Raw genomic sequence first — 24,705 nt, forward strand, 5'->3', positions numbered from 1 at the left:
TCGACGAGGCACGGCCCGCGCGGACGGGCGGCCCAGAGGTCGGGGATGTACACGGGCGATGGGCACGTCTCCGTACCCTTTGGCTAAGCGCACAACCGATCAGTAAATGATAGGCATTCGCATTTTATGAATCAAGCGTGACGATCCTGATGGCGCAGCTGGGCCTAGAACCTGAACACCACCGTCGCCGCATGCAGCAGCAGGCCGATCAGGCCACCCACCAGGGTGCCGTTGAAGCGGATGAACTGCAGGTCGCGACCCACGCTCAGTTCCAGCTGCTCGACCAGGTGACGTTCGTCCCAGCTCTTCACGGTCTGCGCGATATGCGTGGTCACGCCTTCGCGCAGGCGGCCGGTCAGGCGCTGGGCGCCCTCCAGCAGATGCTGGTTCAGCGCGTCGCGCAGGGCGGGGTCGGCCTGCAGGCTGCTGCCCAGTGATGCGAGGCTGCGCTGCAGGTGGCCGACCAGCGCCGAATCCTCACGCTGCAGATCGGCGCGCAGGCTGGCATGGATGCGCGCCCACAGCCCCTGCACGTAGTCCTGCAGGGCCGGGTGGTCGATCATTTCCTGCTTGAGCTGTTCGATGCGTTCGGCCAGGGCCGGGTCCTCGCGCAGGCGCTGCACGTAGTTCTGCAGCCAGCTCTCGTAATCCTGGCGCAGCGGATGCTGCGGCTCGGCCAGCACCTGCTGCAGTTCTTCCAGCACCGCCCGCGCCAGGCGCTCGGCCAGGCTGTCACCGATCTCGTCGATCGGCTTGACCCAGTTCACCGTGCTTGACAGCGTCGGCCACTCGCGCTGGATGTAACGCACGATCAACTGCGAGGCGCGCTCCTTCACTTCCGGCTGCTCCAGCCAGCGCCCCAGCCGCTGCAGGCCTTCGTCCAGCACGCGCTGGTGGCGCCCATCGGCGGTCAGCAGGGCCAGTAGTTCACCGACGGTGGCGGCGGCATTCCACTGCCGCAGCTGCTGCACCACGAAGGCGTGCAGCTGCCGGCGTACGGCGGTTTCGTCGAAGAAATCCAGCGCCTGCAGCGCCCAGCCGCGGGCCATGTCGGCCAGCATCCGTGAGCGCGCGGGGTCGGCCAACCAGCTGCCGAGGCGGCTGGCCGGATCGAACACCTGCAGCTTTGCCAGCAGCACCTGTGGTTCCAGGAACTGGTCGCGCACGAACAGGGCGAGGCTGTCTCCGATGCGTTCCTTGCTGCGCGGGATGATTGCCGTATGCGGGATCGGCAGCCCCATCGGCCGCCGGAACAGCGCGACGACTGCGAACCAGTCGGCCAGTGCGCCCACGGCCGCTGCTTCGCAGAAGGCCGAGACCCAGGCCCAGATGCCGCGTTCGCCCTGCCAGTGGCTGACCGCGAAACCGGCCAGCATCAACAGCAACAGGCCCAACGCGAGGGCTTTCAGGCGCCGCAGCTGAGCGCGGCGCGGATCGTGGGCAGGCGTCATGCGGAAAGTCTAACCGCAGCTTGGTGACGCCTGTCTGTAGAGCCGAGCCCATGCTCGGCTGCCTTGCGCGTGGAAAAGAGCAGCCGAGCATGGGCTCGGCTCTACAGAAGCGCGTCGAGAGCGCTTAGAGCGCTTCCAGCTGCTTGCGCAGCGCGGCCAGCTGCGCGCGCAGGGTGTCGTTCTCGCGGGTCAGCGCGACCACGCGGCGGCGCAGCGCCGGGGCATCCTCGCCCAGCTGCTCCAGCGCCGACAGCACCTCGGCGTCGCGGCTGGCGATCTGCTCCTCGTCCGCTTCCTCGAAGTCCATCTCGGCCGCTTCCGGCTTCGGTGCACGCGGCTTGCGCTTGGACTCGCGCACGCGTCTGGCGGCCTGCTTCAGCTCGTCCTTGCCACCGGCGGCGGCGGCGCGCTGTTCTTCTTCGGGCAGGTCGGCCACGGCCGCGGCGGCGCTGATCGAGATCACGCCGGCCTTCACTGCTTCCACCACTTCGGCCGCAGCCTGGGCGTGAATGCGTTCGATCATGCCGACCTGGCTGGTGCTCAGTTTGGCCTCGCGGGCCAGCTCGGCGCGGCTGATCTTCGGTGCCGGCTCCCACGGCGGGCTGTCCTCACCCGCGTCTTCGACCACCTCGGCGGTGCCATCGCTCTCGCGCTGCAGCTGGGCCTGTTCGATCTGCTTGCGGGCGGCCAGGATGTCCCGCTTGCGCAGCGCCAGCACGCCGCGCTGGAAATCGGACACGCTGCGGCGGCCCAGGTGCTGCTCGATCATCCACAGGTGCACGTCTTCCATGCTCTGGAAGCGGGTGTTCTGCACGGTGTTGAAGGGCAGGCCATGCTTCTGGCAGATGCCGAAACGGTTGTGGCCGTCGACCAGTACGTTGCCCCACAGGACCAGCGCGTCACGACAGCCTTCGGCCAGGATGCTGCGCTCCAGCGCGTCATGTTCGTCCGCGGTGAGCGGGTCGATGTAGGCCTTGAGTTCTTCTTTGACGACGATATCCATGGGCACGGCAACGAGCAGGAGCGGAACCGCCCATTGTAACCGCTCGCCACCGTCGGTCCGGGCTAGGCGGTGGCCCGGATCATCTCGCCCAGCGTGCCGGTGATCTGGTCGATCTGTGCCTTGTCCACGATCAGCGGGGGCGACAGCGCGATGATGTCGCCGGTACAGCGCACCAGCAGCCGGCCGTCGTGGAAGCAGCGCCGGTAGACCTCGTAGCCCCGGCTGCCCGGCGCATCGCGGCGAGGCGCCAGTTCGACCGCGCCGACCAGGCCGAAGTTGCGGATGTCGATCACGTTGGGCAGGCCCTGCAGCGCATGCAGCCGTTCCTGCCAGTACTCGCCCAGCTCGATGGCGCGCTCGAAAAGGCGCTCCTCGGCGTAGACCTCCAGCGTGGCCAGCGCCGCTGCACAGGCCAGCGGGTGCCCCGAATAGGTATAGCCATGGAACAGCTCGATGGCCTGTGGCGGCGCCTGCATCAGCGTTGCATGCACGGCGTCGCTGGCCAGTACCCCACCCAGCGGTACCGCGCCGTTGCTGACCGCCTTGGCGAAGGTCAGCAGATCCGGGGTGACCCCGAAGCGCTGCGCGGCGAACGGCATGCCGACGCGGCCGAAACCGGTTATGACCTCGTCGAACACCAGCAGGATGCCGTGCTGGTCGCACAGCTCGCGCAGTCGCTGCAGGTAACCCGGTGCGGGCAGGATCACCCCGGCGGAGCCGGCAATGGGTTCGACGAATACGGCGGCGATTGTCGAAGCGTCGTGCAGCGCAATCAGCCGCTCAAGGTCGTCGGCCAGTTCCGCACCCTGGCGCGGCAGACCCTTGCTGAATGCATTGCGTGGCAGGTCCAGGGTGTGCCGAAGGTAGTCCACGCCGCCCAGCTGCAGGCCGAACGACTTGCGGTTGTTGGGCAGCCCACCCAGCGCCATGCCGCCGAAGCCGACCCCGTGGTAAGCCTTCTCGCGGCTGATGAAGCGCGTGCGCTGGCCCTCGCCACGCTGGCGATGGTAGGCCAGCACGATCTTCATCGCGGTATCCACCGCCTCGGAGCCGGAGCTGGTGAAGAACACATGGTTGAGCGGGCCCGGAGCCAGTGCGGCCAGTCGCTGCGCCAGCGCGAAGGCCGGCGGCGAGCCCATCTGGAAGGCCGGCGAGTAGTCGAGCGTGCGTGCCTGCTCGACGATGGCCTCGACGATACGTGGGCGCGCGTGGCCGGCGTTGCAGCACCACAGGCCGGCGGTGCCGTCGAGGATCTGGCGACCGTCGACATCCTCGTAGTGCATGCCCTCGGCACGCACCAGCACACGCGGCGCAGCCTTGAACTGGCGGTTGGCGGTGAACGGCATCCAGTACGCGTCCAGTGACTCGGGGCGCTGGGTGGCCAGGTCGTGCAGGTCGCTTTCGGGACGCTTCATGCCAGCTCCATCGGGTCCGATGCGATGAATGTAGCGCAGCTGCGTCACGGCGGAGTCGCGGCGGCCCCGGTATAACCAGGGCTCGTTGAATGTTGGAGCTTCCCATGGCCGATTTCCCCGACCGCAGCCACTGGCAGGCGCTGGCCCTCCAGCTGTCGATGCCGGGCCAGGCCTTCATCGACGGCCGCTATGTCGATGCCGCCAGCGGCGCCCGCTTCGACTGCATCAGCCCGATCGACGGTCGCGTGCTGGGAGCGGTTGCCGACTGCGACGCGCAGGATGTCGAGCGCGCGGTACTGGCAGCGCGGCGCAGCTTCGAGGCGGGCCACTGGTCGCAGGCAAGCCCGGCCCATCGCAAGCGCGTGTTGCTGGCGCTGGCGGCATTGGTGGAAGCGCACGCCGATGAGCTGGCCCTGCTGGAAACCCTGGACATGGGCAAGCCGGTGCGTGACGCGCGCCGTATCGACCTGCCCGGCGTGGTGCGCTGCCTGAGCTGGACCGCCGAAGCGGTGGACAAGCTGTACGGTGAGGTCGCACCCACCGGCCCGCATGAGCTGGGGCTGGTCACGCGCGAGGCCGCTGGGGTAGTGGCGGCCATCGTGCCGTGGAATTTCCCGCTGTTGATGGCGTGCTGGAAGATCGCGCCTGCATTGGCCATGGGCAACTCGGTGGTGCTCAAGCCTTCTGAGCGGTCACCGCTGAGTGCGCTGCGGTTGGCGGCGCTGGCCGCCGAGGCGGGCCTGCCGGAGGGCGTGCTGAACGTGCTGCCGGGCCATGGCGCGCGCGTCGGCGAACCGCTGGCGCTGCACATGGATGTGGACGTGCTGGCCTTCACCGGTTCCACTGCCACCGGCGCGAAGCTGCTGGAGCATTCCGGGCGATCCAACCTCAAGCGGGTCTGGCTGGAATGCGGTGGCAAGAGCCCGCATGTGGTGTTCGCCGACGCCCCCGATCTGGACGTCGCCGCCAAGGCGGTGGCACAGGGCATCTTCTTCAACCAGGGCGAAGTCTGTACTGCCGGCTCCCGGCTGCTGGTCCAGCGCTCGATCCGCGAGGATTTCGTGCATCAGGTGATCGCCCATGGCCAGCACATGCAGCCGCAGCATCCGCTGGAGGCCGATGCACCGATGGGCGCGCTGGTGGATGCCGCGCATCTGCACAAGGTGATGGACGATATCGCACGCGCAGAAGGCGAGGGCGCGCGGCTGCTGCTGGGTGGGCGACGGGCCGAGGTCGAGGCCGGCGGCAGCTATGTGCAGCCGACAGTGTTCGACCAGGTGCGCCCGGAGCAGGCCTTGGCGCGTGAGGAAGTATTCGGGCCGGTGCTGGCCGTACTCGGCTTCGACGACGAGGCCGAAGCGGTGCGCCTGGCCAATGACAGTCGCTACGGCCTGGCCGCGGGCCTGTGGACGCGTGATCTCAGCCGCGCCCATCGGGTCGCGCGGCAGTTGCGCGCGGGTAGTGTATGGGTGAATGGCTGGGATGGCGGTGACATGACCGCGCCGTTTGGCGGTTACAAGCAGTCCGGCAATGGGCGGGACAAGTCACTGCATGCGTTCGACAAGTACAGCGAGATCAAGGCTATCTGGATCCAGTTGTAACCACGTGGCTGCTTGACCGCTGTTCGCCCTTTGTAGAGTCGAGCCTTGCTCGACTGCCGTTCGTTCTTCTGTAGAGCCGAGCCATGCTCGGCTGCTGTTCGCTCTTCTGTAGAGCCGAGCCGTGCTCGGCTGCATCTCGCGAAGCGCAGTCGAGCATGGCTCGACTCTACAAAGGCGTGCCCGCTACCGGCAGCGGGCACTCACCTGCAGCACTGCCGCACGCAGCACGTCGCGATCGGCTTCTTCGACCGCGTTCTGGAAATAGTCCATGTCCTGCTTGCCCAGCTCGCACGGGTCGACGGTGTACCCGGGTGGCCACAAGCCCAGCAGCTGCGCCACGCCATGCACGATCTGCTCGGGGGTCATCTGCCGACGGATCCGGAAGTAATTGCGGCGCGGCCCGAACGCGGGATGGACCTCGCGCCGACCGATCAGGCGTGGCGCCACGCCCGCCGCGCTGATACCGTCACCGCCATCGATGCTGCCCGCAGGCAGGTCCAGCATCAGTGGCGCCGGTGCAGGCGGTTCCTCGGACGCGGGCGTGTTGGCATCCGTGGGTGCGGTCGGGGCCGGACGTGGCGCTGTCGATGCGGCTGGTCGCGCCGCCGATGCGGAGGGCAGCGCCGGGTGTGGTTGTACCGCCGCGGGTTGCTCCGGCGGTAACCAGCGCAATGAAATCCTGGCAGCTTCGTCGCTGTGCAGCGTCATCCTGCCACTGCCCAGCAGCCACACTGCCATCAACCCATGCACCAGCAGCACCACCAGCCATGCCGCCATGCGCGGCAGCTTCGGCGAATCGGACCACGACAGCGCGACTGCAGTCATCGGCAAAGCATCCATGCAGGGACCGGTGGCGCAGCCTAGCGGGCGGCCCGAAAAATTTCGTTGGCATCGGTGTCGGCTGAAACCATCGCCCCGTGCGGCCGTCGGCCCGTGGCAGAATCGGGCGATCTGCCGTTACCCGTGTTGCCGATGTCGACGATCACCGCTGCCGCGCCGCCCGTGAATTCCCCCAGTCGAGTCCTGCTGGCCAGCCTGATCGGCACCACCATCGAATTCTTCGATTTCTACATCTACGCCACGGCGGCGGTGCTGGTGTTCCCGCACCTGTTCTTCCCGGACAGCAGCGAACAGGCGGCGCTGCTGCAGTCACTGGCAACGTTTGCGGTCGCGTTCATCGCGCGCCCGGTGGGCTCGGCAGTGTTCGGCCACTTCGGTGACCGTATCGGCCGCAAGGCCACGCTGGTGGCCGCGCTGCTGACCATGGGCCTGTCCACGGTGCTGATCGGCCTGCTGCCCACCCATGCCCAGATCGGGCTGTGGGCCCCCGCGTTGCTGGCGCTGTGCCGCTTCGGCCAGGGCCTGGGGCTGGGCGGCGAGTGGGGCGGGGCGGTGCTGCTGGCCACTGAGAACGCGCCGCCGGGCAAGCGCGCCTGGTACGGCATGTTCCCGCAGCTGGGCGCACCGCTCGGCTTCCTGCTGTCGGCCGGCATCTTCCTCGTGCTCGGCCGCTGCCTGAGCCAGGACGACTTCCTGCAGTGGGGCTGGCGCATTCCGTTCGTGGCCAGCGCGCTGCTGGTCGGCCTTGGCCTGTGGGTGCGCCTGAACATCCACGAGACGCCCGATTTCAAGAAGGCGCTGGAGCGCAAGGCGCCGGTGCGGCTGCCGATGTGGACGGTACTGCGTGACCATCCGGTGCCGATGCTGCTGGGCACCCTCGGTGCCTTCGCCACCTTCGTGCTGTTCTACCTGATGACGGTGTTCAGCCTGGGCCACGGAACTGCGGTGCTGGGCTACAGCCGCGAGCAGTTCCTGCTGATGCAGATGGCCGGCATGCTGTTCTTCGCGCTGGGTATTCCGCTGTCGGCGCGCTATGGCGACCGTTGGGGCACGCGGCGCACGATGATTGTCGCCAGCGTACTGATCGTCGGCTTCGGCGTGCTGTTCGCACCGCTGTTCCAGCCGCACAGCCCGTGGCTGGTCACTGGCTTCCTGTGCCTGGGCCTGTTCCTGATGGGCCTGACCTACGGTCCCTGCGGCACCTTCCTGGCCGAGATCTACCCGGTGGAGGTGCGCTACACCGGTGCTTCGCTGTCATTCAACCTGGCCGGCATCCTCGGTGCGGCACCGGCGCCGTACCTGGCCACCTGGCTGGCCGAACGCTTCGGCCTGGTCGCGGTGGGCTACTACCTGTGCCTGACCGCGGTGGCGACCCTGTGCGCACTGGTGGCACTGCACCGGCGCGCCCTGCGGCTCAACCAAAGAAGCGCTTGAGCGTGCGCCCCAGCCAACCACCGCCCTGGTGTTCGCGGGCGAACTGGTTCAGGTGCGCCTTGACCTGCTCGGCATAGGCCTGGTCATCGCCGCGGATGTGGTTGAACAGCCAGCGCGAGAGCATGGTGCGCAGCTCGTCGCTGATGTCCTCGCCGGCCTGGAAGCGCATGCGGTATTCCGATACCCGCTTGATGAAGACCTCATGCACGCGCTTGTGCGCGGCACAGAACGGGTAGCCCGCTTCCTCCATCAGCTCCTCTTCGAACGCGAAGTGCGACATGGTGTAGTCCACCACCTCGTCGATCACTTCACCCACTGCCGCACGCTGCATGCTGGCCTGGGCCACGTGCAGGTGGTTGAGCATCTCGATGATGCGGCGGTGTTGTTGGTCGATCACATCGATGCCGATGTTCAGATCGTCCTGCCAGACCAGTAGTGCCATCCCCGGCTCCCCTTCATGCGTATGTCGGGGCCGACTGTAGAGCCGCCGCGCGGGTGCGGCGTTGATCTGGATCAAAGCGGGCCGGTCAGGGCAGGGCAGGCTCGCGCGGGCGCAGCGGGCTGGCCACCGTGGTGCAGCTGACCCGGTTGCGGCCACCGGCCTTGGCCAGGTACAGCTGGCGGTCGGCCTCGGAAATCAGCCGGTGCAGCGCATCACGCTGCGGGCGCAGGCAGCACAGGCCGATGCTCACAGTCATGCGCAGGGTGGCGGTGCCGATGTCCACTTCCAGCGCGGCGATGCGCTGGCGCAGTTCCTCGAAGTACAGCAGCGCCTCGTCCTGTTCCATGTCCGGCACCAGCAGGCAGAACTCCTCGCCACCGAAGCGTGCGATCAGGTCCTGGCTGCGTGCATGTGCGGCCACCGCGCCGGCCACCGCGCGCAGCGCATCATCGCCGGCCTCGTGGCCGTGGGTGTCGTTGATGTGCTTGAAGTGGTCGATGTCGATCATCGCCACCGCCACGCACTGGCCATGCAGCTGCAGCTGCGGCAGCTGGCGCTGGCTCTGCTCCAGGAAGCAGCGGCGGTTGGGCAGGCCGGTCAGGAAGTCGCGGGTGGCCAGATCCTGCAGGGTGCCAATCAGTTCCAGCTGGTCCACGTTCTGCGAGACACGGCAGAAGAATTCCTCGCGCGAGAACGGCTTGCGCAGGAAGTCGTTGGCGCCGTTCTTCAGGAAGCGTGGGATCAGCGAGGCATCGGTATTGCCGGAGATGCCGATCACCGCCACCTTGTCGCGCGAGCGCAGGGTACGCAGGCGGCGGGTGAACTCCACGCCCTGCATGCCGGGCATTTCTTGGTCGACCACCGCCAGGCGGATTGCCGGATGCGCCTCGATGGCAGCCAGACCCTCGTTGCCGTCGGCGGCTTCATGCACCTCATGGCCGTACATGCGCAGCAGGGCCGCAGCGTAGCCACGCGCAGACGGCGAATCGTCCACCACCAGCGCGGCGATGCGGCGGTTGCGTTCCAGCCGCTGCACCAGCCACACCAGGTAGTCGATGCTGCCGGGAGTGTTCTTCAGCACGTAGTCGATGATCTGCTGCTGCAGCACGCGCTTGCGCAGGTCCTCGTCGTACACGCCGCTGACCACCACCGTTGGCAGGTCGCGCTTGAGGAAGAACTCAACCACCGCATCGCGGTCGCCGTCGGCCAGCACCAACCCGGTCAGCACCAGGAACCAGCCGCCGCCTTCGTTGAGCAGGCGGTCGGCCTCGGCGAGGGTGGAGGCGATCACCACCGGCAGTTCCAGGCGCTGCTCGATGGCTTCGCGCAGCATGCCGGTGAACGCACGGGAATTTTCGACCAGCAGGATCCGCTGTGGCAACGGATCGGCCAGGTCGCCATCAACGTCGGCCTGCGGCAGGACGGGCATGATGCGGTGGCTCACGAAGGAGGGCTCGGCACGGATAGCGGCGGTTTCGGGTGTAACTTTAGCGGTGAACGTTGCGCGCCGCGCCAGATTCCGTGTCAGGCCGCCGCGGGCGCCGCGTGGGTGATCGATTCATGCAGGACCAGTCGCAGCCGGTTGCCCCGGCAGTGAACTGTACCGCCGTAGGCAAGCATTCGACCGGCCAGGCGCTCGACGGCCTGGTCGGTGGTGCGTGCCGACAGCGTGCAACCACGGTCGAGCAGGCTCACGACAGCAACGATGCCGCGACGTCCGCCCGCCCGGCCACTTCGGGCACGCACGCAGACCTGCCCGGTCTCCAGCTCCAGCAGCAGTGACACCGCCTCGATCAAGGAGCGGTAGATGGCCAGTTGCAGATCCACGGACAGCAGGCAGGGGTTCCCCGCCAGCCTGGGCGGAATGACGCGATGCGTGTTGTTCCAGATCTCGCATGCGCCGCCTGCGTGCAGGGCGATGTACAACCCGACCTGCTCCAGTCCGGTGGGGTAGACCATGCTGGCCTGCTCGCGGAACAGGCGTGAGTGCACGGATGACGCGTGTTGCAGGCTGTTCGCCACGGCATGATGGCCCTGAGCCTTCAGCCAGCTGACCATCTCGCTGAGCGAACTGTCCATGCCCTCGCCCAGATGCTTCAGATGGGCGGCCCGTTCACGCAGCTCGCGCTCGCTGGTCTGGTGGGAGCTGCGTGCCAGGCGCAGGGCGTTCCGTTCAGCCTGCCAACGGGCCCGCGCGCGTTGATGGTGATAGCTGATGCTGGATCCGAGTGCGAGCAACGCGACGCTGATCACAGCCATGTTCTGTTGGGTGGCGAACGTACCGAGGTCGAAAGAGGAGGGCAGGCCGGTGCTGGGCGTAGCGCCGTGGAGTGGGAGATTCAACAGCGGAATTGCGATGGCCGCGCCGCGCCAGCCATGCATGAAGGTCAGGGCGATGGCAGGCAGGGCCGACAGAAGGACAAGATGTGTGCGGGTGGTATGGGCGCTGCTGTCCGTCAGTTGCATGCCCAACCCCAGTATCAGCATCGCCAGGATCGCCGCAGCTGTAGGCGCGACAAAGCGAGTGCTCCAACTGGGATCCACGTGCCGCTGCGCCCAAAGGAAGGCCAGTGGGAGCAGGGTAATGATGGCCGCGAAGTGACCAAAGATCGTTCGGTCGACCGCGTCCAGCAGGTTGCTCGGCGGAGGATTCGACCAGAGGACATATGAAATGCTCAGGTTGAGAGCCGGGACGAACAGTGCCGTGCAGATCGACAACGACAGCAGCCAGAGGCCGGTGGCTGCGTCGGACGGCATTCTCCTGAGGTGAAGGTGGACTACCAGCATCGCCATCGGCATCAGAAGCGTCGAGGCCAGAATGACCCAGGCCAAGCCATAGCTGTCGATCATGGGGATGCGCAGTGTTGCGAAGTATGCGTACTCCCCCAGCAAAAGGTAGGGCCACAAGCGGGGCGGGACGATCAGCAGTGCTGCTGCCCGGATGCCTGCGGGCAGGAAGAACTGATCAAGCGAGAATTGGCGCGAGGCGAGGCAGCTCAAGGCATAGGCGGCCGCGAGTGTGATCCCGACCGGCCGGATCCGGAAGCTCAGTTCAATTGCCTTCTTGAATCGGTCCAAAAACAAGCCTCCTTTGCTCGCGCTCAGCTACCGCTGGCCCGCTACTGGACACTATCCACTAGATCGTCGCAGGCGCAATCAGCATCCTCCTTCTTCTGCAGATGACATGGTGCGGGCAGGGGGGAAGGGGAGAGGGGTGCACGAATGAAACTAAATCGTCCGGATTATCCGTCAATCACTTTGTTGTGGCGGGAAGACGCTACTATCGTTTTGAGGTTGTCTGCTCTTATCCCGACCAGGAGGTCATTGTGCGATCCATATTTGTTGGTGTTGTAGCCGGGGCAACATTGTTCGCCGCAGCTCCGGTATTCGCGGGTGATAAAGGGGGCGGTGACTACCACGGCAGTCCCTTGGCAAGTGCCGCAGTTTCGAAGGCAGGCCTTGGTGAAACCAACCCTGCTGCCGCAGACATCAGCGCCGATCCCGCTTGGCAGGTGTATGCCTTCCAACGCGATGGCATGGTCTACCTGCAGGTCAACGATCTGACCGGTCAGGTGAAGCTGATCATCGGCAATGCCGCGGGTGCGTACTTTGCATTGCCTGCCGGCAAGTCCGCAGCACTTGTTTCGCTTCCCGGTCAGCGACTCACTGTCCCATCCAGTGCAAAGCGTTCCGAGGTGTATCGTGCGCAGGACGTGGTACTGGTGCGGTATGCCACCGCGGATGGCGACATCTGGTCTGTCGAAACACCGTAGCGCCCGGACCGGAGGGCTTGAGGCGTGCGAGCGATCAAAACCGCTTGCACGTTTCTGCGGTCACGCTCAGGGGGGGGAATGCCCGCTATCGAGACAGAAGTCAGTAGACCTTGTCGTTCAAGCCTGAGCGCGTGAGGGACCCGCTTCGAGTCCCGAAAGGCTGTTCCGGGCATCTGATGAAAAAGCATCCAGAGGAGCGGCTGTACCCGTTTCCTTCATTGCCAGCACGATGCGATTTCGGTTGCATTTCAGTGTGCCGCCGTAGGCGAGCGTCCTGCCGGCCAGTCTTTCCATCGCGGCGGCGACGGTCGTGTCCGAAAGGCGTTGATGTTGATCCAGCATTGTCACCGCTATCAGGATTCCACGATGCGAACCCATCCGTCCGCAACGCGCGCGCACGTGGATCTGTCCCGTTTCACCCTGGATCAGCAGTGACACCGCATCTATCACAGTGCGGTAGGCAGCAAGCTGCAGTCCGACACTGAGTTGACAGGGGTCGCCAAGCAACGACGGATTGGCTACGCGAGCCGTTTTTTCCCATGCTTCGCGAACGCCACCTGCTCGGAGGGCAACATAAAGGCCGAGCTGCTCCAGGGCGGTCGGATAAATCATGCTTGTCTGCTCGCGGAACTGGCGCGAATGAATCGACGCCACATGTACAAGGCTCTCCGCAATCGCATGATGGCCTTGTGCAGTAAGCCAGTTGATAACCTCGTCAAGCGCATGATCTATGCCATCCCCAAGCTTCCGCAGATGCAACGCGCGTTCGCGGAGATCCAGCTCACTGGCGACATGGGAGCTCCGAGCAAGTCTGATGGCATTTTTCTCGCCGACCTCCCGCAGTCGATAACGGTGATAGTAGTGAGTGATCCGGGAGCCCAGTATGAGCAGTGCTGCGCCCGTGACGGCCATGATCTGCTGGGTTGCGAACGATGCAGGATCGAATGACTCAGGGTGAGACGAGGGTGTTGTCAGACCGATAATCATGTTCAGGGTCGGCACGCCGATAGCGGCGCCCCGCCACCCATACACGCATGTGAGAAGAACGGCGGGAAGCGCCATGAGGAGTTGCAGGGATACTTTTGTCGTCACTGCATCAGCAGGTACGTCCGCAGCCCAAAGGCCGAACACGACCATCAGCGCAAGTGCTCCTGCCATCTGTGCGATATCCCGTTTTCGGACCTGCACTTCAGCCTTGCCTCGCGACCACAGCAGCACAAGCGGCGCAAACGTGAGTATGCCGATGAAGTCACCTACTACCAGGCGGACGATTCCGGTCAGCAGCGGAAAAGCGGGAGGTGTTGGCCAGAGGGAGTTCGCCAGAAGCAGGTTGATCAGTGTGACGGAAACTGCAGCGAAGGCAGCAATCGAGATGAGCCAAGCGTTCTTTACTGCCGAGATTACATTGCGATGGAGATAGACGATCGTCATTACAACCGGCATCTGGAAGACCGAGCCGAGAATGACCCATGTCAGCCCGTACCGTTCGATCATCGGCACTCGCATCTGTGCGAAATAGGCGTACTCGCCCAGCAGGAGATAGGGCCAAAGCCGAGGAGGACAGAGCAGTACCGCAGCCACGCGTACACCAGCGGGCAGATAGAACTGATCAAGGGACAACTGGCGGGTTGCCCAACAGGCAATGGCATACAGCACAGCCAGGGCAAGTCCTGCCGGATGGATGCGCAACTTCAGCTGCAGGCCTTCATTCCACCAGTTCAATCGCACTACCCCTTCACAGTACGTTCCCTGTCAGCATCCATTCGCCGCGGGACCCGGTTCTTACCGACGGTATCGACACGCGTTCGATTATGCAATCACCTCAGCGCAGCGCCGGGCAAGTGAGAAAATCATCACATGATTTCCCGTGGCGACGGGTTTCACAGTTTCCGAGGGAGCTGACTTGGTGTGATCCCTGATCAGCTCACCACAACGCATCCCGCAGCTTGTACCACGACATTGCCGCCACCAGCAGCGGCATCCGCAGCAGCCGACCGCCGGGGAAGGGGGCATGCCGCAGGCGCTGGAACACGTCCAGGCGCTCGCTCTGGCCTGCAATGGCGGCGGCGATCACCTCGCCGGCCAGCCCGGCGGCGGCCACCCCATGGCCGGAGAACCCTTGTGCGAAGTACAGGTTGCCGTCCAGCCGGCCCCAATGTGGGGCGCGGTTACGGGTGATGTCCACATAACCGCCCCAGACCTGCTCCAGGGCCACGTCGGCCAGCTGTGGGAACACCTGGTGCATGCGCCGCTGCATCACGCCGCGCAGGCCAGGTGGGGGCAGTGCCGAGTAGCTGGCGCGGCCACCAAACAGCAGGCGGTCGTCGTGGCTGAGACGGAAGTAGTCCAGTGCCCAGGCGGTGTCGGCCACGGCCATGTTGTTGCCGATCAGGGCGCGGGCGCGCTCGGCACCCAGCGGCGCGCTGGCGCCGATATAGGTGCCGACCGGCATGATCCGCCGTTCCAGCTCGGGTAGCAGGCCCTGCAGCCAGGCGTTGCCAGCCACCACAAGATGCGCGGCGCGCACGCTTCCCTGCGCGGTATGCAGGGTGGGCTGCGTTCCGCGCTGCACGCGGGTCACTGCGGAGTTCTCGTGGATCACCACGCCGGCCGCACGCGCCGCATCGGCCAGTCCGCGGGCATAGGCCAGGGGCTGCAGGTGCGCGCTGAGCGGATCGAACATCGCGGCGCGGTAGCGTGGGCTGTCCAGCTGTGCGCGCAGGGCATCACGGTCCCACCACTGCATGGGGTAGTCGTAGTGGCGTTGCAGATGCTCGCAGTTGGCCCGCAGGTCGCGCTCATGGCGTTCGCGGATCGCGACGCTGGCGTGGCCTTCCACCCAATGGCAGTCGATGCCGTGGCGATCGATGCGTGTGCGCATTACCTGCACCGCGTCGCGTGACCAGTCGAACAGGTGGCGCGCATCATCACGACCGAGCTGACGCTCCAGTTCGTCCACCTCGCAGCCATAGCCGACCAGCGCCTGGCCACCATTGCGACCGGACGCGCCCCAACCGATCCGCTGCGCGTCCAGTACCACCACGCGCTGGCCACGCGTAGCCAGTTCAAGTGCTGCGGTCAGCCCGGTGTAACCCGCGCCAAGCACTGCAACATCGGCCTGAACCTCACCCTGCAGCGGAGGAATTGCGGCCGGTTCGGGCAGGCTGGCGGCATACCAGCTGGGCGGGAAGGCGGCGCTCACTGCAGGCCTCGCGGGCGCAGTGCGGGAGGGGGGGGCGGGGGAGAACGATCAGCATTCACCCGCGTAGTTTCGCCGATGCGTGACAGCCATGGTGTGACGGCGAAGACTTGCCGCCTTCGTTGGCCGGCGGGTAACGTGTTCGCACGCCAAGGAGTTTTCCCATGCGCCGCCTGCCTTGGGTGGGCCTGCCCACCGACAGTACCGTGCTCGGCCACCACCGTTTCGCGGTGGCTGGCGAGAAGTACGTGCGCGCGCTGGCCGAGGCCGCCGAAGTGACCCCGGTGGTACTGCCGAGCCTGCAGCCTCCTTTGCCGGCTGGCGACTGGCTGCAGGGGCTTGATGGCCTGCTGTTGACCGGCGCGGTCAGCAACATCGAACCGCAGCATTACGAGGGCGGCCGCAGCTGGCCGGGCAATCCGCATGACCCGGCCCGTGATGCCAATGCGTTCGCGCTGCTGCGCGAGGCGCTGGCGCTGGACCTGCCGGTACTGGCGATCTGCCGCGGCTTCCAGGAACTGAACGTGACGCTGGGTGGCAGCCTGCATCCGCAGGTACACGCGGTGCCTGGCCTGTCTGACCATCGCGAAGACCCACAGGCGCCGGTGGAGGTGCAGTACGGGCCGGCCCACGCGGTTACCCTGGTCGCCGATGGCTGGCTGGCGCAGTGGCACGGCAGTGACCGCGCACAGGTCAATTCGGTGCACGGGCAGGGCATTGCCCGCCTCGCGCAGGGCCTGCAGGTCGAGGCCGTGGCAGATGATGGGCTGGTCGAGGCGGCGCGCAGCCTGCACCATGGTTTCGTGCTCGGCGTACAGTGGCACCCGGAGTGGCGTGTCATGCAGGCGCCGTTCTATCACGCTATTTTCCGTGCGTTCGGCCAAGCTTGCCGGCAGCACCAACAGAACCGACTGGATTCCCGATGAGTTCCCGAACGCGCCCGCGCAAGACGGCCACGCCCCCCGCACCGCAGGAAAGCAGCCTGCTGCGCTGGCTGAAGGAACGGCGCATCACCGAGGTCGAGTGCCTGGTGCCGGACATCACCGGCAACGCGCGTGGCAAGATCATTCCCGCAGACAAGTTCTCGCATGATTACGGTACGCGGCTGCCCGAAGGCATCTTCGCCACCACCGTCACCGGCGAGTTCCCTGACGATTACTACGACCTCACCTCGCCTTCGGACTCGGACATGATGCTGCGCCCCGATCCGGACACGGTGCGCATGGTGCCGTGGGCAGCAGACGCCACCGCGCAGATCATCCACGATTGCTACACCAAGAACGGTGAGCCACACGAGCTGGCGCCGCGCAACGTGCTGCGCCGCGTGCTGGCAGCCTACGCCGAGCTGGGCCTGCGCCCGGTGGTGGCGCCGGAGCTGGAGTTCTTCCTGGTACAGAAGAACACCGACCCGGACTTCCCGCTGCTGCCACCGGCCGGCCGCTCCGGGCGGCCGGAAACCGCGCGGCAGTCGTACTCGATCGACGCGGTCAACGAATTCGACCCGATCCTCGACCTGATGTACGACTACGCCGATGCGATGAAGCTGGACGTGGACACGCTGATCCACGAATCCGGCGCAGCGCAGCTGGAGGTCAACTTCACCCATGCCGATGCGATGGACCTGGCCGACCAGGTGTTCCTGTTCAAGCGCACCATGCGCGAGGCGGCGATGCGCCACGGGGTGTATGCCACGTTCCTGGCCAAGCCGATGGAGAACGAGCCGGGCAGCGCCATGCACATCCACCAGAGCCTGGTGCGGGTGAGCGATGGCAGCAATGTATTCGCCGGCGAGACCCATGCCGAGGGCGAGTTCAGCCCGGTGTTCGGCCACTACCTGGGCGGCCTGCAGAAGTACGTGCCGCAGGCGATGGCCTTCTTCGCGCCGAACGTGAACTCCTATCGGCGGTTGGTGTTCGGTGAGGTTTCGCCGAGCAACGTGCACTGGGGCTATGACAACCGCACCTGCGGGCTGCGCGTGCCGCTGGACACGCCGGAGAACATGCGCGTGGAAAGCCGTTTCGCCGGGTCCGACGCCAACCCCTACCTGGCGATGGCGGCGACCCTGGCCTGCGGCCTGCTGGGCATCCGCGAGCGCTTGGCACCGGACGCGCCGGTGACCGGCAGCGCCAAGGAACTGGGCTACAACCTGCCGCGCTCGCTGGGCGAGGCGCTGGACGGACTGGAGCAGTGCAGCGAGCTGCAGGCACTGCTGGGCGAGCGCTTCTGCCGCGCCTACATCTCGGTCAAGCGCAAGGAATACGAGACCTTCTTCCGCGTCATCAGCTCGTGGGAGCGTGAGTTCCTGCTGCTGAACGTCTGAGCATCTGGAATAGAAAAATCCGCCGCCGGGGGGTAGGCTGGCACCCGTTGCCGGCCCCGCTGGCCCCCCTTTCCGCATTCTGGAGCACCCGATGAAGCTGCGTATCCTCACGCTCGGCCTGGCCTCTGCCATGCTCGCCGCCTGCAGCGGTGGCAACGGCGGCGCGCAGGACAGCCAGGTCCTGAACGTCTACAACTACAGCGATTACATCGCCGAGGACACCATCCCGACCTTCGAGAAGGAGAGCGGCATCAAGGTGACCTACGATGTGTTCGACAGTGATGAGATGGTCGAGACCAAGCTGCTGGCCGGCAACAGCGGCTACGACGTGGTGGTGCCGACCCTGAACTTCTTCGGCCGCCAGATCCAGGCCGGCGTGTTCCTGCCGCTGGACAAGAGCAAGATTCCGAACCTGGCCAATCTCGATCCGGCGGTGATGAAGCGCATCGCCACCCAGGACCCGGGCAACCAGTACGGCGTGCCGTACATGATCGGCACCACCGGCATCGGCTACAACGTGGAGATGCTGAAGCAGCGCTTTGGCGGCAGCACCGATATCGCCAACAGCTGGGACCTGGTGTTCAAGCCGGAGAACATCAGCAAGATGAAGGACTGCGGCGTGACCATCCTGGACACGCCGGCCGACATGATCCCGATCGCGCTGCATTACCTGGGTCTGGACCCGCACAGCGGTGACCCGGCCGAGCTGCAGAAGGCGGCCGACCTGCTGAAGTCGATCCGCCCGTACGTGCAGAATTTCCACTCCTCGCAGTACGTGGGGTCGCTGGCCAACGGTGGTACCTGCCTGGTGGTCGGCTGGTCGGGTGACATCATCCAGGCCCGCGACCGCGCCGAGGAAGCCAGCAATGGCGTGCACGTGGCCTATTCGATCCCGAAGGAAGGCGCCCCGCAGTGGTTCGACATGCTGGCGATCCCGAAGGATGCCAAGCATCCGGAAGCCGCTTACGCGTTCATCAACTACCTGCTGCAGCCGAAGGTTGCCGCGGCCAACACCAACTTCATCCACTACGCCAACCCGGTGCCGACCGCGACCCCGCTGGTGGATGAGGCGATCCGGACCGATCCGACCATCTACCCGCCGGCCGACGTGGCCGAGAAGATGTTCACCTATTCGATCAACACGCCGGAGACCGACAAGCTCTACACCCGGCTGTGGACCGAGGTGAAGACCGGCCGCTGAGCCGGTCCGGCGCCGCCGGGCCTTGCCCGGCGGAACGCTTCACCCTTGGCCGGGGCCGGTATCGCCGCCCTGGCCAAGGTGCCGCAGGATGGCCGGCAGCAGGTCGCGTGCATCGCGGCCGCCGTTGCACAGGAACGATGAACTCATCCGCTGCAGGTTGTGCATGCCGATGAAGAACAACCCTGGCTGCGGTGAAACGCCGAACTCTCCGAGCGGATAACCGTGTGCATCCAGCGCGCCCTGCACGTCCAGCCACGGCCATTCGGCGACGAAGCCGGTGGCCAGCACCACCGAGCGGATGCCTGCGGCCTGCAGATCCAGCTCGCACGGAGACGGTTCCGGCTCCCAGTGCAGGTAGACCTCTTCGGGAATGTAGCGGGCATCGTCGGTGCGCGGTTCGGGCCGCGTGGCGTAGTACGCGCTGACCAGCGAATCGAGATAGGCATATTCGGTCCGTGTCGCCTCGATCGCGGTGCGCAGCTGCGGACGGACATCGGCGAAGCGGGCGATGTTTCCACTGAATTCCTGCAACCGGCCCAGCAACCTGATGCCAGCGCGGTGCATCGCCAGCAGACTGATCGAGCTGCCCAGGCCAGCACGTCCTTTGCCGGAAATCAGCGGGAACTCCGCGGTGCGGGCCTTGCGCAGCGCATCCGGTTCTCCGGCCAGTACCGCGGCCGCTTCACTCACATGCTGGTGGATGCGCCCGGCCATGTCCCACCAGGTCATCGAGTCCTTGCCGCGCAGCCGGCGGGTATGCGAATGACGCTGGGCCAGTGACCAGTACACGCTGCGACTGCTGTCGCGCAGGTCCTGGGCGATCTGCGCGCCGGACTGCCCACCGCCGATGACCAGCACGGCGCCATCGGGCAGCTGGCGGGCACTGCGGTAGTCGCCCGAGTGCAGCACGGTGAGGCCTGACGCGGGCGCGAAGGGCACCCGGGGCATCCGCGCGCGGCGATATTCACCGGTGGCGACCACCACCGCGCGGGCGTGGACCAGCCCCTGGCTGCTGTCGATGGCATAACCGCCGGACTCAGGCGCGACCCGGCGCACCACGCACCCCTCGCTGATCGGCAACGCGCGCTCGTCGGCATAGTCGCGGAGCCGCCGGATCACCTCCGGGGCCCCCATGAAGCCTTCCGGATCATCGCCGGCATAGGCATGACCGTGCAGGGCCATCGTCGCGTTGGCAGTGTTGGTCTGGAACGACTCCCAGCGCCGCTGCCAGCTGGCACCCACGGTTTCGGCCTCCAGCACGCGATGCTCGACGCCGGCCTCCTGCAGGAGCGCACTGAGGGACAACCCGGCCTGGCCGGCGCCGATGATGACCAGCGGCAGCCTTGCAGGCAGGGCGCCCGGCAGGCGGGGCGGGAAGGGGGAGGAGCTGTCCGGAGAAATCACCAGTGTGGGTCCATGCAAGGCTTTGATCCGGGCCATTGCGCGGGCAATGGCCGAGGCCTTCAACAGATCCGGTTCTGAAAAACGTTGTAGATCGGGCCAACGCCCGTGGCGCCTGGCCGGGACGGCCGCAGGATGGTCCAGGGGAGGCGGGGCCTTTGAGCGGACAGGCCACCACGGCGGGGGAAAACCGACACCCCCTCGGGGCCCCCGGGGCCGCCCACCGGCCGCTTCCACCTGCCCCCGTCATATCCCCTGCGGCCCCCGGCCGTTAGAATGGCGGCCGCTGTCCACCGCCCGCTCCCGGAGCCCCCATGCCCGTTGAAGCCCAGCCGGTAGCCGCCGTCGTCGACACGACCGGTGCGCCCGGCTATCTCTCCATTCGTGACCTGCGCAAGGAATTCGACGGTTTCGTCGCCGTCGACGACGTCAATCTGGACGTGCGCAAGGGCGAGATCTTTGCCCTGCTCGGTGGCTCCGGCAGTGGCAAATCGACCCTGCTGCGCTGCCTGGGCGGCTTCGAGACGCCCACCAAGGGCAGCATCACCGTTGATGGCCAGCGCCTGGACGCGCTGCCGCCGTACCAGCGGCCGGTCAACATGATGTTCCAGTCCTATGCCCTGTTCCCGCACATGACGGTTGAACAGAACATCGCCTTCGGCCTGAAGCAGGACGGCCTGGGCAAGGACGCGATCAGCAAGCGCGTCGGCGAAATGCTGGACCTGGTGCAGATGGGCCATCTGGGCAAGCGCAAGCCGCACCAGCTGTCCGGCGGCCAGCAGCAGCGCGTGGCGCTGGCGCGGTCGCTGGCCAAGGGGCCGAAGCTGCTGCTGCTGGACGAGCCGATGGGCGCGCTGGACAAGAAGCTGCGCTCGCAGATGCAGCTGGAACTGGTCAGCATCATCGAATCGTCCGGCGTGACCTGCGTGATGGTCACCCACGACCAGGAAGAAGCAATGACCATGGCCACCCGCATCGCGGTGATGGATGCCGGCTGGATCCAGCAGGTCGGCAAGCCGGACGAGGTCTACGAGCAGCCGGCCAACCGCTTCGTTGCCGAGTTCATCGGCTCGGTCAACCTGTTCGACGGGGTGATCGACGAGGACCTGCCCGAATACGTGACCGTGCGCTCGCCGCTGTTCCCGGCGCCGATCTACATCGCGCACGGCATCACCGGGTATGAAGGGCAGCCGGTCGCGTTCGCGCTGCGCCCCGAGAAGGTGATGATCGGCAAGGACGAGCCGGAAGGGCATACCAACAAGGCGCAGGGCGTGATCGAGGACATCGCCTACTTCGGCAGCCATTCGGTCTACCACGTGCGCCTGCCCAGCGGCGCCAAAGTGCTGGCCAACTTCGCCAACTCGCAGCGCTGGGCCAGCGATGGCCTGACCTGGGGCGACGAGGTGTGGGTGCACTGGCGTGACAACGACGGCGTGGTGCTGACCTCATGAGCACGGCCGGCCTGAAGCGCTGGCTGCCGGGGCTGCGTGCCACGGTGATCGGCATTCCGTATCTGTGGCTGCTGCTGTTCTTCGCGGTGCCGTTCCTGATCGTGCTGATGATCAGCTTCTCGCTCAGCCGGGTCGGCTCGCCGCCGTACACCTGGCTGCTGCAGTACGCCGACGGCGGCTTCTCGCTGAAGCTGAACCTGGAAAACTACCTGGCGTTGTTCCGCGATTCGATCTATGCGCAGGCGTTCCTGAGCTCGATCAGGATCGCGGCCATCTCCACCTTCTTCACGCTGCTGATCGGCTACCCGATGGCCTATGCCATCGCCCGCCTGTCACCGGCCGCGCGCAACGTGGCGATGATGCTGGTGGTGCTGCCGTCGTGGACCTCGTTCCTGATCCGCGTGTATGCGTGGAAGGCGATCCTAGACCGCAACGGCCTGCTCGACCAGTTCCTGCAGTTCACCGGCCTGCAGACGCTGATGACGTCGATGGGCCTGCCCAAGCTGCAGCTGATCGACACGCCCACCGCGGCCTACATCGGCATCGTCTACTGCTACCTGCCGTTCATGGTGCTGCCGCTGTACGCCAACCTGGTCAAGCATGACCACCGCCTGCTGGAAGCCGCCTACGACCTTGGTGCGAAGCCGTGGCAGGCGTTCCTGCGCATTACCCTGCCGCTGTCGAAGGCCGGCATCATCGCCGGCTGCATGCTGGTGATGATTCCGGCGATCGGCGAATTCGTGATCCCGGAAATGCTGGGTGGCTCGGAAACGCTGATGGTGGGCCGCCAGCTGTGGAACGAGTTCTTCAACAACCGCAACTGGCCGGGCGCCTCGGCGATGGCGGTGGCGATGATCCTGTTGCTGCTGGTGCCGATCCTGCTGTTCAACCGTTCCCAGCAGCGCCTGCTGGAAGGGAAACAGGCATGAGCCCGCGTAGCGCAAGGGGCCTGGGGCTGGGTGTGCTGCTGCTCGGCTTCGCCTTCCTGTACCTGCCGATCCTGCTGCTGATGTTCTACTCGTTCAACAGCTCGCGGCTGGCGATGGTCTGGGCCGGGTTCTCCACCCGTGCCTACAGTGACCTGTTCGCCGACCGCGCGCTGATGGATGCGATGTGGACCAGCCTGGTGGTGGCGTTCTGGACTGCCTGCACGGCCACCGTGCTGGGCACGTTGGCGGCGATGGTGATGACCCGCTTCAAGCGCTTCCGCGGTAAGCCGCTGTTCGGCGCGCTGGTGACCGCGCCGCTGGTGATGCCGGATGTGATCCTGGGCTTCTCGCTGATGGCGCTGCTGGCTTCGATGGGCGCGATTCCCGGGTTCCCGGCGCGCGGCCTGGCCACCATCTGGATCGCCCACGTCACCTTCACCCTGTGCTTTGTCACCGTGGTGGTGTCTTCGCGCCTGCAGGAAATGGACCTGTCCCTGGAGGAAGCGGCGATGGATCTGGGTGCCAGCCGGTTGACCGTGTTCGGCCGCATCACCCTGCCGATCATTGCGCCGGCGCTGGTGGCGGGCTGGCTGCTGGCGTTCACTCTGTCGCTGGATGACGTGGTGGTGGCCAGCTTCGTCGCCACGCCGGGCTCGACCACGCTGCCGATGAAGGTGTTCGCCTCGGTGCGCATGGGCATCAGTCCGAAGATCAACGCGTTGGCCACGTTGCTGGTGTCGGCGGTGTCGATCGCTGCGGTGATCGGCTGGTACATCAACGCCCGCGCCGAGAAGCGGCGCCAGCGCGACCTGCAGCTGGCGCGGCAGGACAACGGCTGAGTACACGGCCTGTCGACAGCGCCGGCAACACCCGGCTCACGGACAGCGGCGCACAATGGGGGTCTTCCAGATGGAGATCCCCCATGACCGTCGAGATCATCGACCCGGCCACCGGCCAGGTGACCTACCGCCATGAACTGATGGGCGCTGCTGACATCGAGCAGCGCCTGCAGGCCGCCGCCGATGCCTTCCCCGGCTGGGCCGATCGCTCGCTGCAGGATCGCGGCGCCGTCCTTCGCCAGATCGCCGCGCAGCTGCGCACGCGTCGCGACGACCTGCAGCAGGCGATGACGCACGAGATGGGCAAGCTCAAGGCCGAGGCGCTGGCCGAGGTCGACAAGTGCGCTGCCGCCTGCGAGTACTACGCCGACCACGCGGCCGACTATCTCAAGCCGCAGCTGATCGATACCGAGGCCCAGCGCAGTTACGTGCGCTACGAGCCGATCGGCTGCGTGTTCGCGGTGATGCCATGGAATTTCCCGATCTGGCAGGTGTTCCGTTTCCTGGCCCCGGCGTTCATGGCTGGCAACGTCGCCCTGCTCAAGCACGCCAGCAACGTGCCGCAGTGCGCTGACCTGATCCTTGCGGTGTGTCGTGACGGAGGCCTGCCTGATGGCGTGTTCGACGTGCTGCACATCGACAATGACCAGGCGGCCGAGGTGCTGCGCGACGCACGGGTTAAGGCGGTGACACTGACCGGCAGCGAGCGGGCAGGGCGCTCGATCGCCTCCAATGCCGGCAGCCAGCTGAAGAAGTCGGTGATGGAGCTGGGTGGCAGCGATGCCTTCGTGGTGCTTGATGACGCCGATCTCGACAAGACCGTGGCGGCGGCGGTGAAGTCGCGCTTCGACAACAGCGGGCAGACCTGCATTGCGGCCAAGCGCTTCATTGTGGTCGATGCGGTGGCCGATGAATTCACCCGCCGCTTCGTTGAAGCCGCGGCCGAGCGCCAGTACGGTGATCCCGACGAGCGCGGTACCACGCTGGCGCCGATGGCCCGTGCCGACCTGCGCGACGAACTGCACAAGCAGGTGCAGGCCAGCGTGGCCAAGGGCGCACGGGTGCTGGTGGGTGGTGAGCCGATTGCGGGCACGCATGCCGGCTATCCGGCCACGGTGCTCGATCAGGTCGGTCCGGGCATGCCGGCGTATGACGAGGAACTGTTTGGCCCGGTGGCTGCGGTGATCCGGGTTGCTGATGAGGCCGAGGCACTGCGCGTGGCCAACGACACCCGCTTCGGCCTGGGCGGCAGCGTGTGGACGCGCGACCCGGTTCGCGGTGAGCGTTTCGCCCAGCGCATGGAATGCGGCGCCGCGTTCGTCAACGCCATCGTCAAGAGCGATGCGCGACTGCCCTTCGGCGGCAGCAAGCAGTCCGGTTTCGGCCGGGAGCTGGCCGACCATGGC

At 66.2% G+C, this 24,705-nt stretch carries 20 protein-coding genes; 10 read left to right on the top strand and 10 right to left on the bottom strand.

Going from position 1 to position 24,705, the window contains the following annotated elements; translation table 11 throughout:
• Positions 1-164: 164 nt before the first annotated feature.
• The 3 genes from N5J73_RS02435 to N5J73_RS02445 form a co-directional block, all read right to left on the bottom strand.
• Positions 165-1,451, bottom strand: a complete 1,287-nt coding sequence (locus N5J73_RS02435) for a DUF445 family protein (protein ID WP_049446423.1) — start codon at positions 1,449-1,451, stop codon at positions 165-167.
• A gap of 124 nt (positions 1,452-1,575) precedes the next feature.
• Positions 1,576-2,454 (bottom strand): hypothetical protein, encoded by an 879-nt coding sequence (locus N5J73_RS02440; protein ID WP_049446425.1) that lies wholly within the window; start codon positions 2,452-2,454, stop codon positions 1,576-1,578.
• 62 nt (positions 2,455-2,516) lie between these two features.
• Positions 2,517-3,869: an aspartate aminotransferase family protein gene (locus N5J73_RS02445; RefSeq protein WP_049446427.1), complete on the bottom strand. Its 1,353-nt coding sequence runs from the start codon at positions 3,867-3,869 to the stop codon at positions 2,517-2,519.
• 104 nt (positions 3,870-3,973) lie between these two features.
• Between N5J73_RS02445 and N5J73_RS02450 the strand changes: the two genes are divergently transcribed.
• On the top strand, positions 3,974-5,470 hold the full coding sequence (locus N5J73_RS02450) for an aldehyde dehydrogenase (protein WP_049446429.1): 1,497 nt from the start codon (positions 3,974-3,976) through the stop codon (positions 5,468-5,470).
• A gap of 183 nt (positions 5,471-5,653) precedes the next feature.
• Here the strand turns inward: N5J73_RS02450 and N5J73_RS02455 are convergent, their stop codons facing one another.
• Positions 5,654-6,295, bottom strand: coding sequence for a hypothetical protein (locus tag N5J73_RS02455; protein ID WP_049446431.1), 642 nt, complete (start codon positions 6,293-6,295; stop codon positions 5,654-5,656).
• A gap of 147 nt (positions 6,296-6,442) precedes the next feature.
• Between N5J73_RS02455 and N5J73_RS02460 the strand changes: the two genes are divergently transcribed.
• The gene (locus tag N5J73_RS02460) at positions 6,443-7,744 is read left to right on the top strand and encodes an MFS transporter (protein WP_010486179.1); all 1,302 of its coding nucleotides are present in this window, start codon (positions 6,443-6,445) and stop codon (positions 7,742-7,744) included.
• On the opposite strand, the gene N5J73_RS02465 is transcribed toward N5J73_RS02460, so the two are convergent.
• The 3 genes from N5J73_RS02465 to N5J73_RS02475 form a co-directional block, all read right to left on the bottom strand.
• Positions 7,725-8,186 (bottom strand): bacteriohemerythrin, encoded by a 462-nt coding sequence (locus N5J73_RS02465; protein WP_004151683.1) that lies wholly within the window; start codon positions 8,184-8,186, stop codon positions 7,725-7,727. The two genes, N5J73_RS02460 and N5J73_RS02465, sit on opposite strands and share 20 nt — an antisense overlap.
• Before the next feature lie 85 nt (positions 8,187-8,271).
• On the bottom strand, positions 8,272-9,615 hold the full coding sequence (locus N5J73_RS02470) for a diguanylate cyclase (protein WP_049446434.1): 1,344 nt from the start codon (positions 9,613-9,615) through the stop codon (positions 8,272-8,274).
• Between the two features lie 95 nt (positions 9,616-9,710).
• Positions 9,711-11,264: an MASE1 domain-containing protein gene (locus N5J73_RS02475; protein WP_049446436.1), complete on the bottom strand. Its 1,554-nt coding sequence runs from the start codon at positions 11,262-11,264 to the stop codon at positions 9,711-9,713.
• 248 nt (positions 11,265-11,512) lie between these two features.
• Here N5J73_RS02475 and N5J73_RS02480 point away from each other — a divergent pair, with 248 nt between their 5' ends.
• Positions 11,513-11,959, top strand: coding sequence for a hypothetical protein (locus tag N5J73_RS02480; RefSeq protein ID WP_049446438.1), 447 nt, complete (start codon positions 11,513-11,515; stop codon positions 11,957-11,959).
• A gap of 117 nt (positions 11,960-12,076) precedes the next feature.
• Here N5J73_RS02480 and N5J73_RS02485 read toward each other — a convergent pair whose 3' ends face one another.
• Both N5J73_RS02485 and N5J73_RS02490 read right to left on the bottom strand, forming a co-directional pair.
• Positions 12,077-13,681: an MASE1 domain-containing protein gene (locus tag N5J73_RS02485; RefSeq protein WP_170935767.1), complete on the bottom strand. Its 1,605-nt coding sequence runs from the start codon at positions 13,679-13,681 to the stop codon at positions 12,077-12,079.
• Between the two features lie 202 nt (positions 13,682-13,883).
• On the bottom strand, positions 13,884-15,161 hold the full coding sequence (locus tag N5J73_RS02490) for an FAD-binding oxidoreductase (RefSeq protein WP_049446439.1): 1,278 nt from the start codon (positions 15,159-15,161) through the stop codon (positions 13,884-13,886).
• 161 nt (positions 15,162-15,322) lie between these two features.
• Here N5J73_RS02490 and N5J73_RS02495 point away from each other — a divergent pair, with 161 nt between their 5' ends.
• The 3 genes from N5J73_RS02495 to N5J73_RS02505 all read left to right on the top strand — a co-directional run bounded on the left by N5J73_RS02495 (position 15,323) and on the right by N5J73_RS02505 (position 18,679).
• Positions 15,323-16,084 (top strand): gamma-glutamyl-gamma-aminobutyrate hydrolase family protein, encoded by a 762-nt coding sequence (locus N5J73_RS02495; RefSeq protein WP_049446441.1) that lies wholly within the window; start codon positions 15,323-15,325, stop codon positions 16,082-16,084.
• Entirely contained in the window at positions 16,081-17,478 is a 1,398-nt protein-coding gene (locus tag N5J73_RS02500; protein ID WP_049446442.1) for a glutamine synthetase family protein, read from the top strand. Before N5J73_RS02495 ends, N5J73_RS02500 begins: the two co-directional genes overlap by 4 nt.
• 91 nt (positions 17,479-17,569) lie before the next feature.
• Complete coding sequence (locus N5J73_RS02505) at positions 17,570-18,679, top strand: polyamine ABC transporter substrate-binding protein (protein ID WP_004151739.1); 1,110 nt, start codon at positions 17,570-17,572, stop codon at positions 18,677-18,679.
• Positions 18,680-18,718: 39 nt separating this feature from the next.
• Here N5J73_RS02505 and N5J73_RS02510 read toward each other — a convergent pair whose 3' ends face one another.
• Positions 18,719-20,119 carry an NAD(P)-binding domain-containing protein gene (locus N5J73_RS02510; protein WP_164078525.1) on the bottom strand — a complete coding sequence of 467 codons (1,401 nt, stop codon included), beginning with the start codon at positions 20,117-20,119 and terminating at the stop codon, positions 18,719-18,721.
• A gap of 275 nt (positions 20,120-20,394) precedes the next feature.
• Between N5J73_RS02510 and potA the strand changes: the two genes are divergently transcribed.
• The 4 genes from potA to N5J73_RS02530 form a co-directional block, all read left to right on the top strand.
• Positions 20,395-21,531, top strand: a complete 1,137-nt coding sequence (gene potA / locus N5J73_RS02515) for a polyamine ABC transporter ATP-binding protein (protein WP_049446446.1) — start codon at positions 20,395-20,397, stop codon at positions 21,529-21,531.
• Positions 21,528-22,460, top strand: a complete 933-nt coding sequence (locus N5J73_RS02520; protein ID WP_049446448.1) for an ABC transporter permease subunit — start codon at positions 21,528-21,530, stop codon at positions 22,458-22,460. Before potA ends, N5J73_RS02520 begins: the two co-directional genes overlap by 4 nt.
• Positions 22,457-23,299, top strand: coding sequence for an ABC transporter permease subunit (locus tag N5J73_RS02525; protein WP_049446450.1), 843 nt, complete (start codon positions 22,457-22,459; stop codon positions 23,297-23,299). Before N5J73_RS02520 ends, N5J73_RS02525 begins: the two co-directional genes overlap by 4 nt.
• Positions 23,300-23,382: 83 nt before the next feature.
• Positions 23,383-24,705 (top strand): NAD-dependent succinate-semialdehyde dehydrogenase (locus N5J73_RS02530; RefSeq protein ID WP_279940475.1); only part of this gene is annotated, 1,323 nt, incomplete at its 3' end.

The sequence above is a fragment of the Stenotrophomonas sp. GD03654 genome, from assembly GCF_029845105.1.
GTDB classification, from domain to species: Bacteria; Pseudomonadota; Gammaproteobacteria; order Xanthomonadales; family Xanthomonadaceae; genus Stenotrophomonas; species Stenotrophomonas africana.

What these genes read in the sequence shown, in the direction of transcription:
- potA (WP_049446446.1), top strand. Translation starts at nt 20,395, where the DNA reads ATGCCCGTTGAAGCCCAGCCGGTAGCCGCCGTCGTCGACACGACCGGT.
- N5J73_RS02440 (WP_049446425.1), bottom strand. Translation starts at nt 2,454, where the DNA reads ATGGATATCGTCGTCAAAGAAGAACTCAAGGCCTACATCGACCCGCTC.
- N5J73_RS02445 (WP_049446427.1), bottom strand. Translation starts at nt 3,869, where the DNA reads ATGAAGCGTCCCGAAAGCGACCTGCACGACCTGGCCACCCAGCGCCCC.
- N5J73_RS02435 (WP_049446423.1), bottom strand. Translation starts at nt 1,451, where the DNA reads ATGACGCCTGCCCACGATCCGCGCCGCGCTCAGCTGCGGCGCCTGAAA.
- N5J73_RS02520 (WP_049446448.1), top strand. Translation starts at nt 21,528, where the DNA reads ATGAGCACGGCCGGCCTGAAGCGCTGGCTGCCGGGGCTGCGTGCCACG.
- N5J73_RS02500 (WP_049446442.1), top strand. Translation starts at nt 16,081, where the DNA reads ATGAGTTCCCGAACGCGCCCGCGCAAGACGGCCACGCCCCCCGCACCG.
- N5J73_RS02460 (WP_010486179.1), top strand. Translation starts at nt 6,443, where the DNA reads ATGTCGACGATCACCGCTGCCGCGCCGCCCGTGAATTCCCCCAGTCGA.
- N5J73_RS02525 (WP_049446450.1), top strand. Translation starts at nt 22,457, where the DNA reads ATGAGCCCGCGTAGCGCAAGGGGCCTGGGGCTGGGTGTGCTGCTGCTC.
- N5J73_RS02465 (WP_004151683.1), bottom strand. Translation starts at nt 8,186, where the DNA reads ATGGCACTACTGGTCTGGCAGGACGATCTGAACATCGGCATCGATGTG.
- N5J73_RS02505 (WP_004151739.1), top strand. Translation starts at nt 17,570, where the DNA reads ATGAAGCTGCGTATCCTCACGCTCGGCCTGGCCTCTGCCATGCTCGCC.
- N5J73_RS02470 (WP_049446434.1), bottom strand. Translation starts at nt 9,615, where the DNA reads ATGCCCGTCCTGCCGCAGGCCGACGTTGATGGCGACCTGGCCGATCCG.
- N5J73_RS02510 (WP_164078525.1), bottom strand. Translation starts at nt 20,119, where the DNA reads ATGGCCCGGATCAAAGCCTTGCATGGACCCACACTGGTGATTTCTCCG.
- N5J73_RS02450 (WP_049446429.1), top strand. Translation starts at nt 3,974, where the DNA reads ATGGCCGATTTCCCCGACCGCAGCCACTGGCAGGCGCTGGCCCTCCAG.
- N5J73_RS02455 (WP_049446431.1), bottom strand. Translation starts at nt 6,295, where the DNA reads ATGACTGCAGTCGCGCTGTCGTGGTCCGATTCGCCGAAGCTGCCGCGC.
- N5J73_RS02495 (WP_049446441.1), top strand. Translation starts at nt 15,323, where the DNA reads ATGCGCCGCCTGCCTTGGGTGGGCCTGCCCACCGACAGTACCGTGCTC.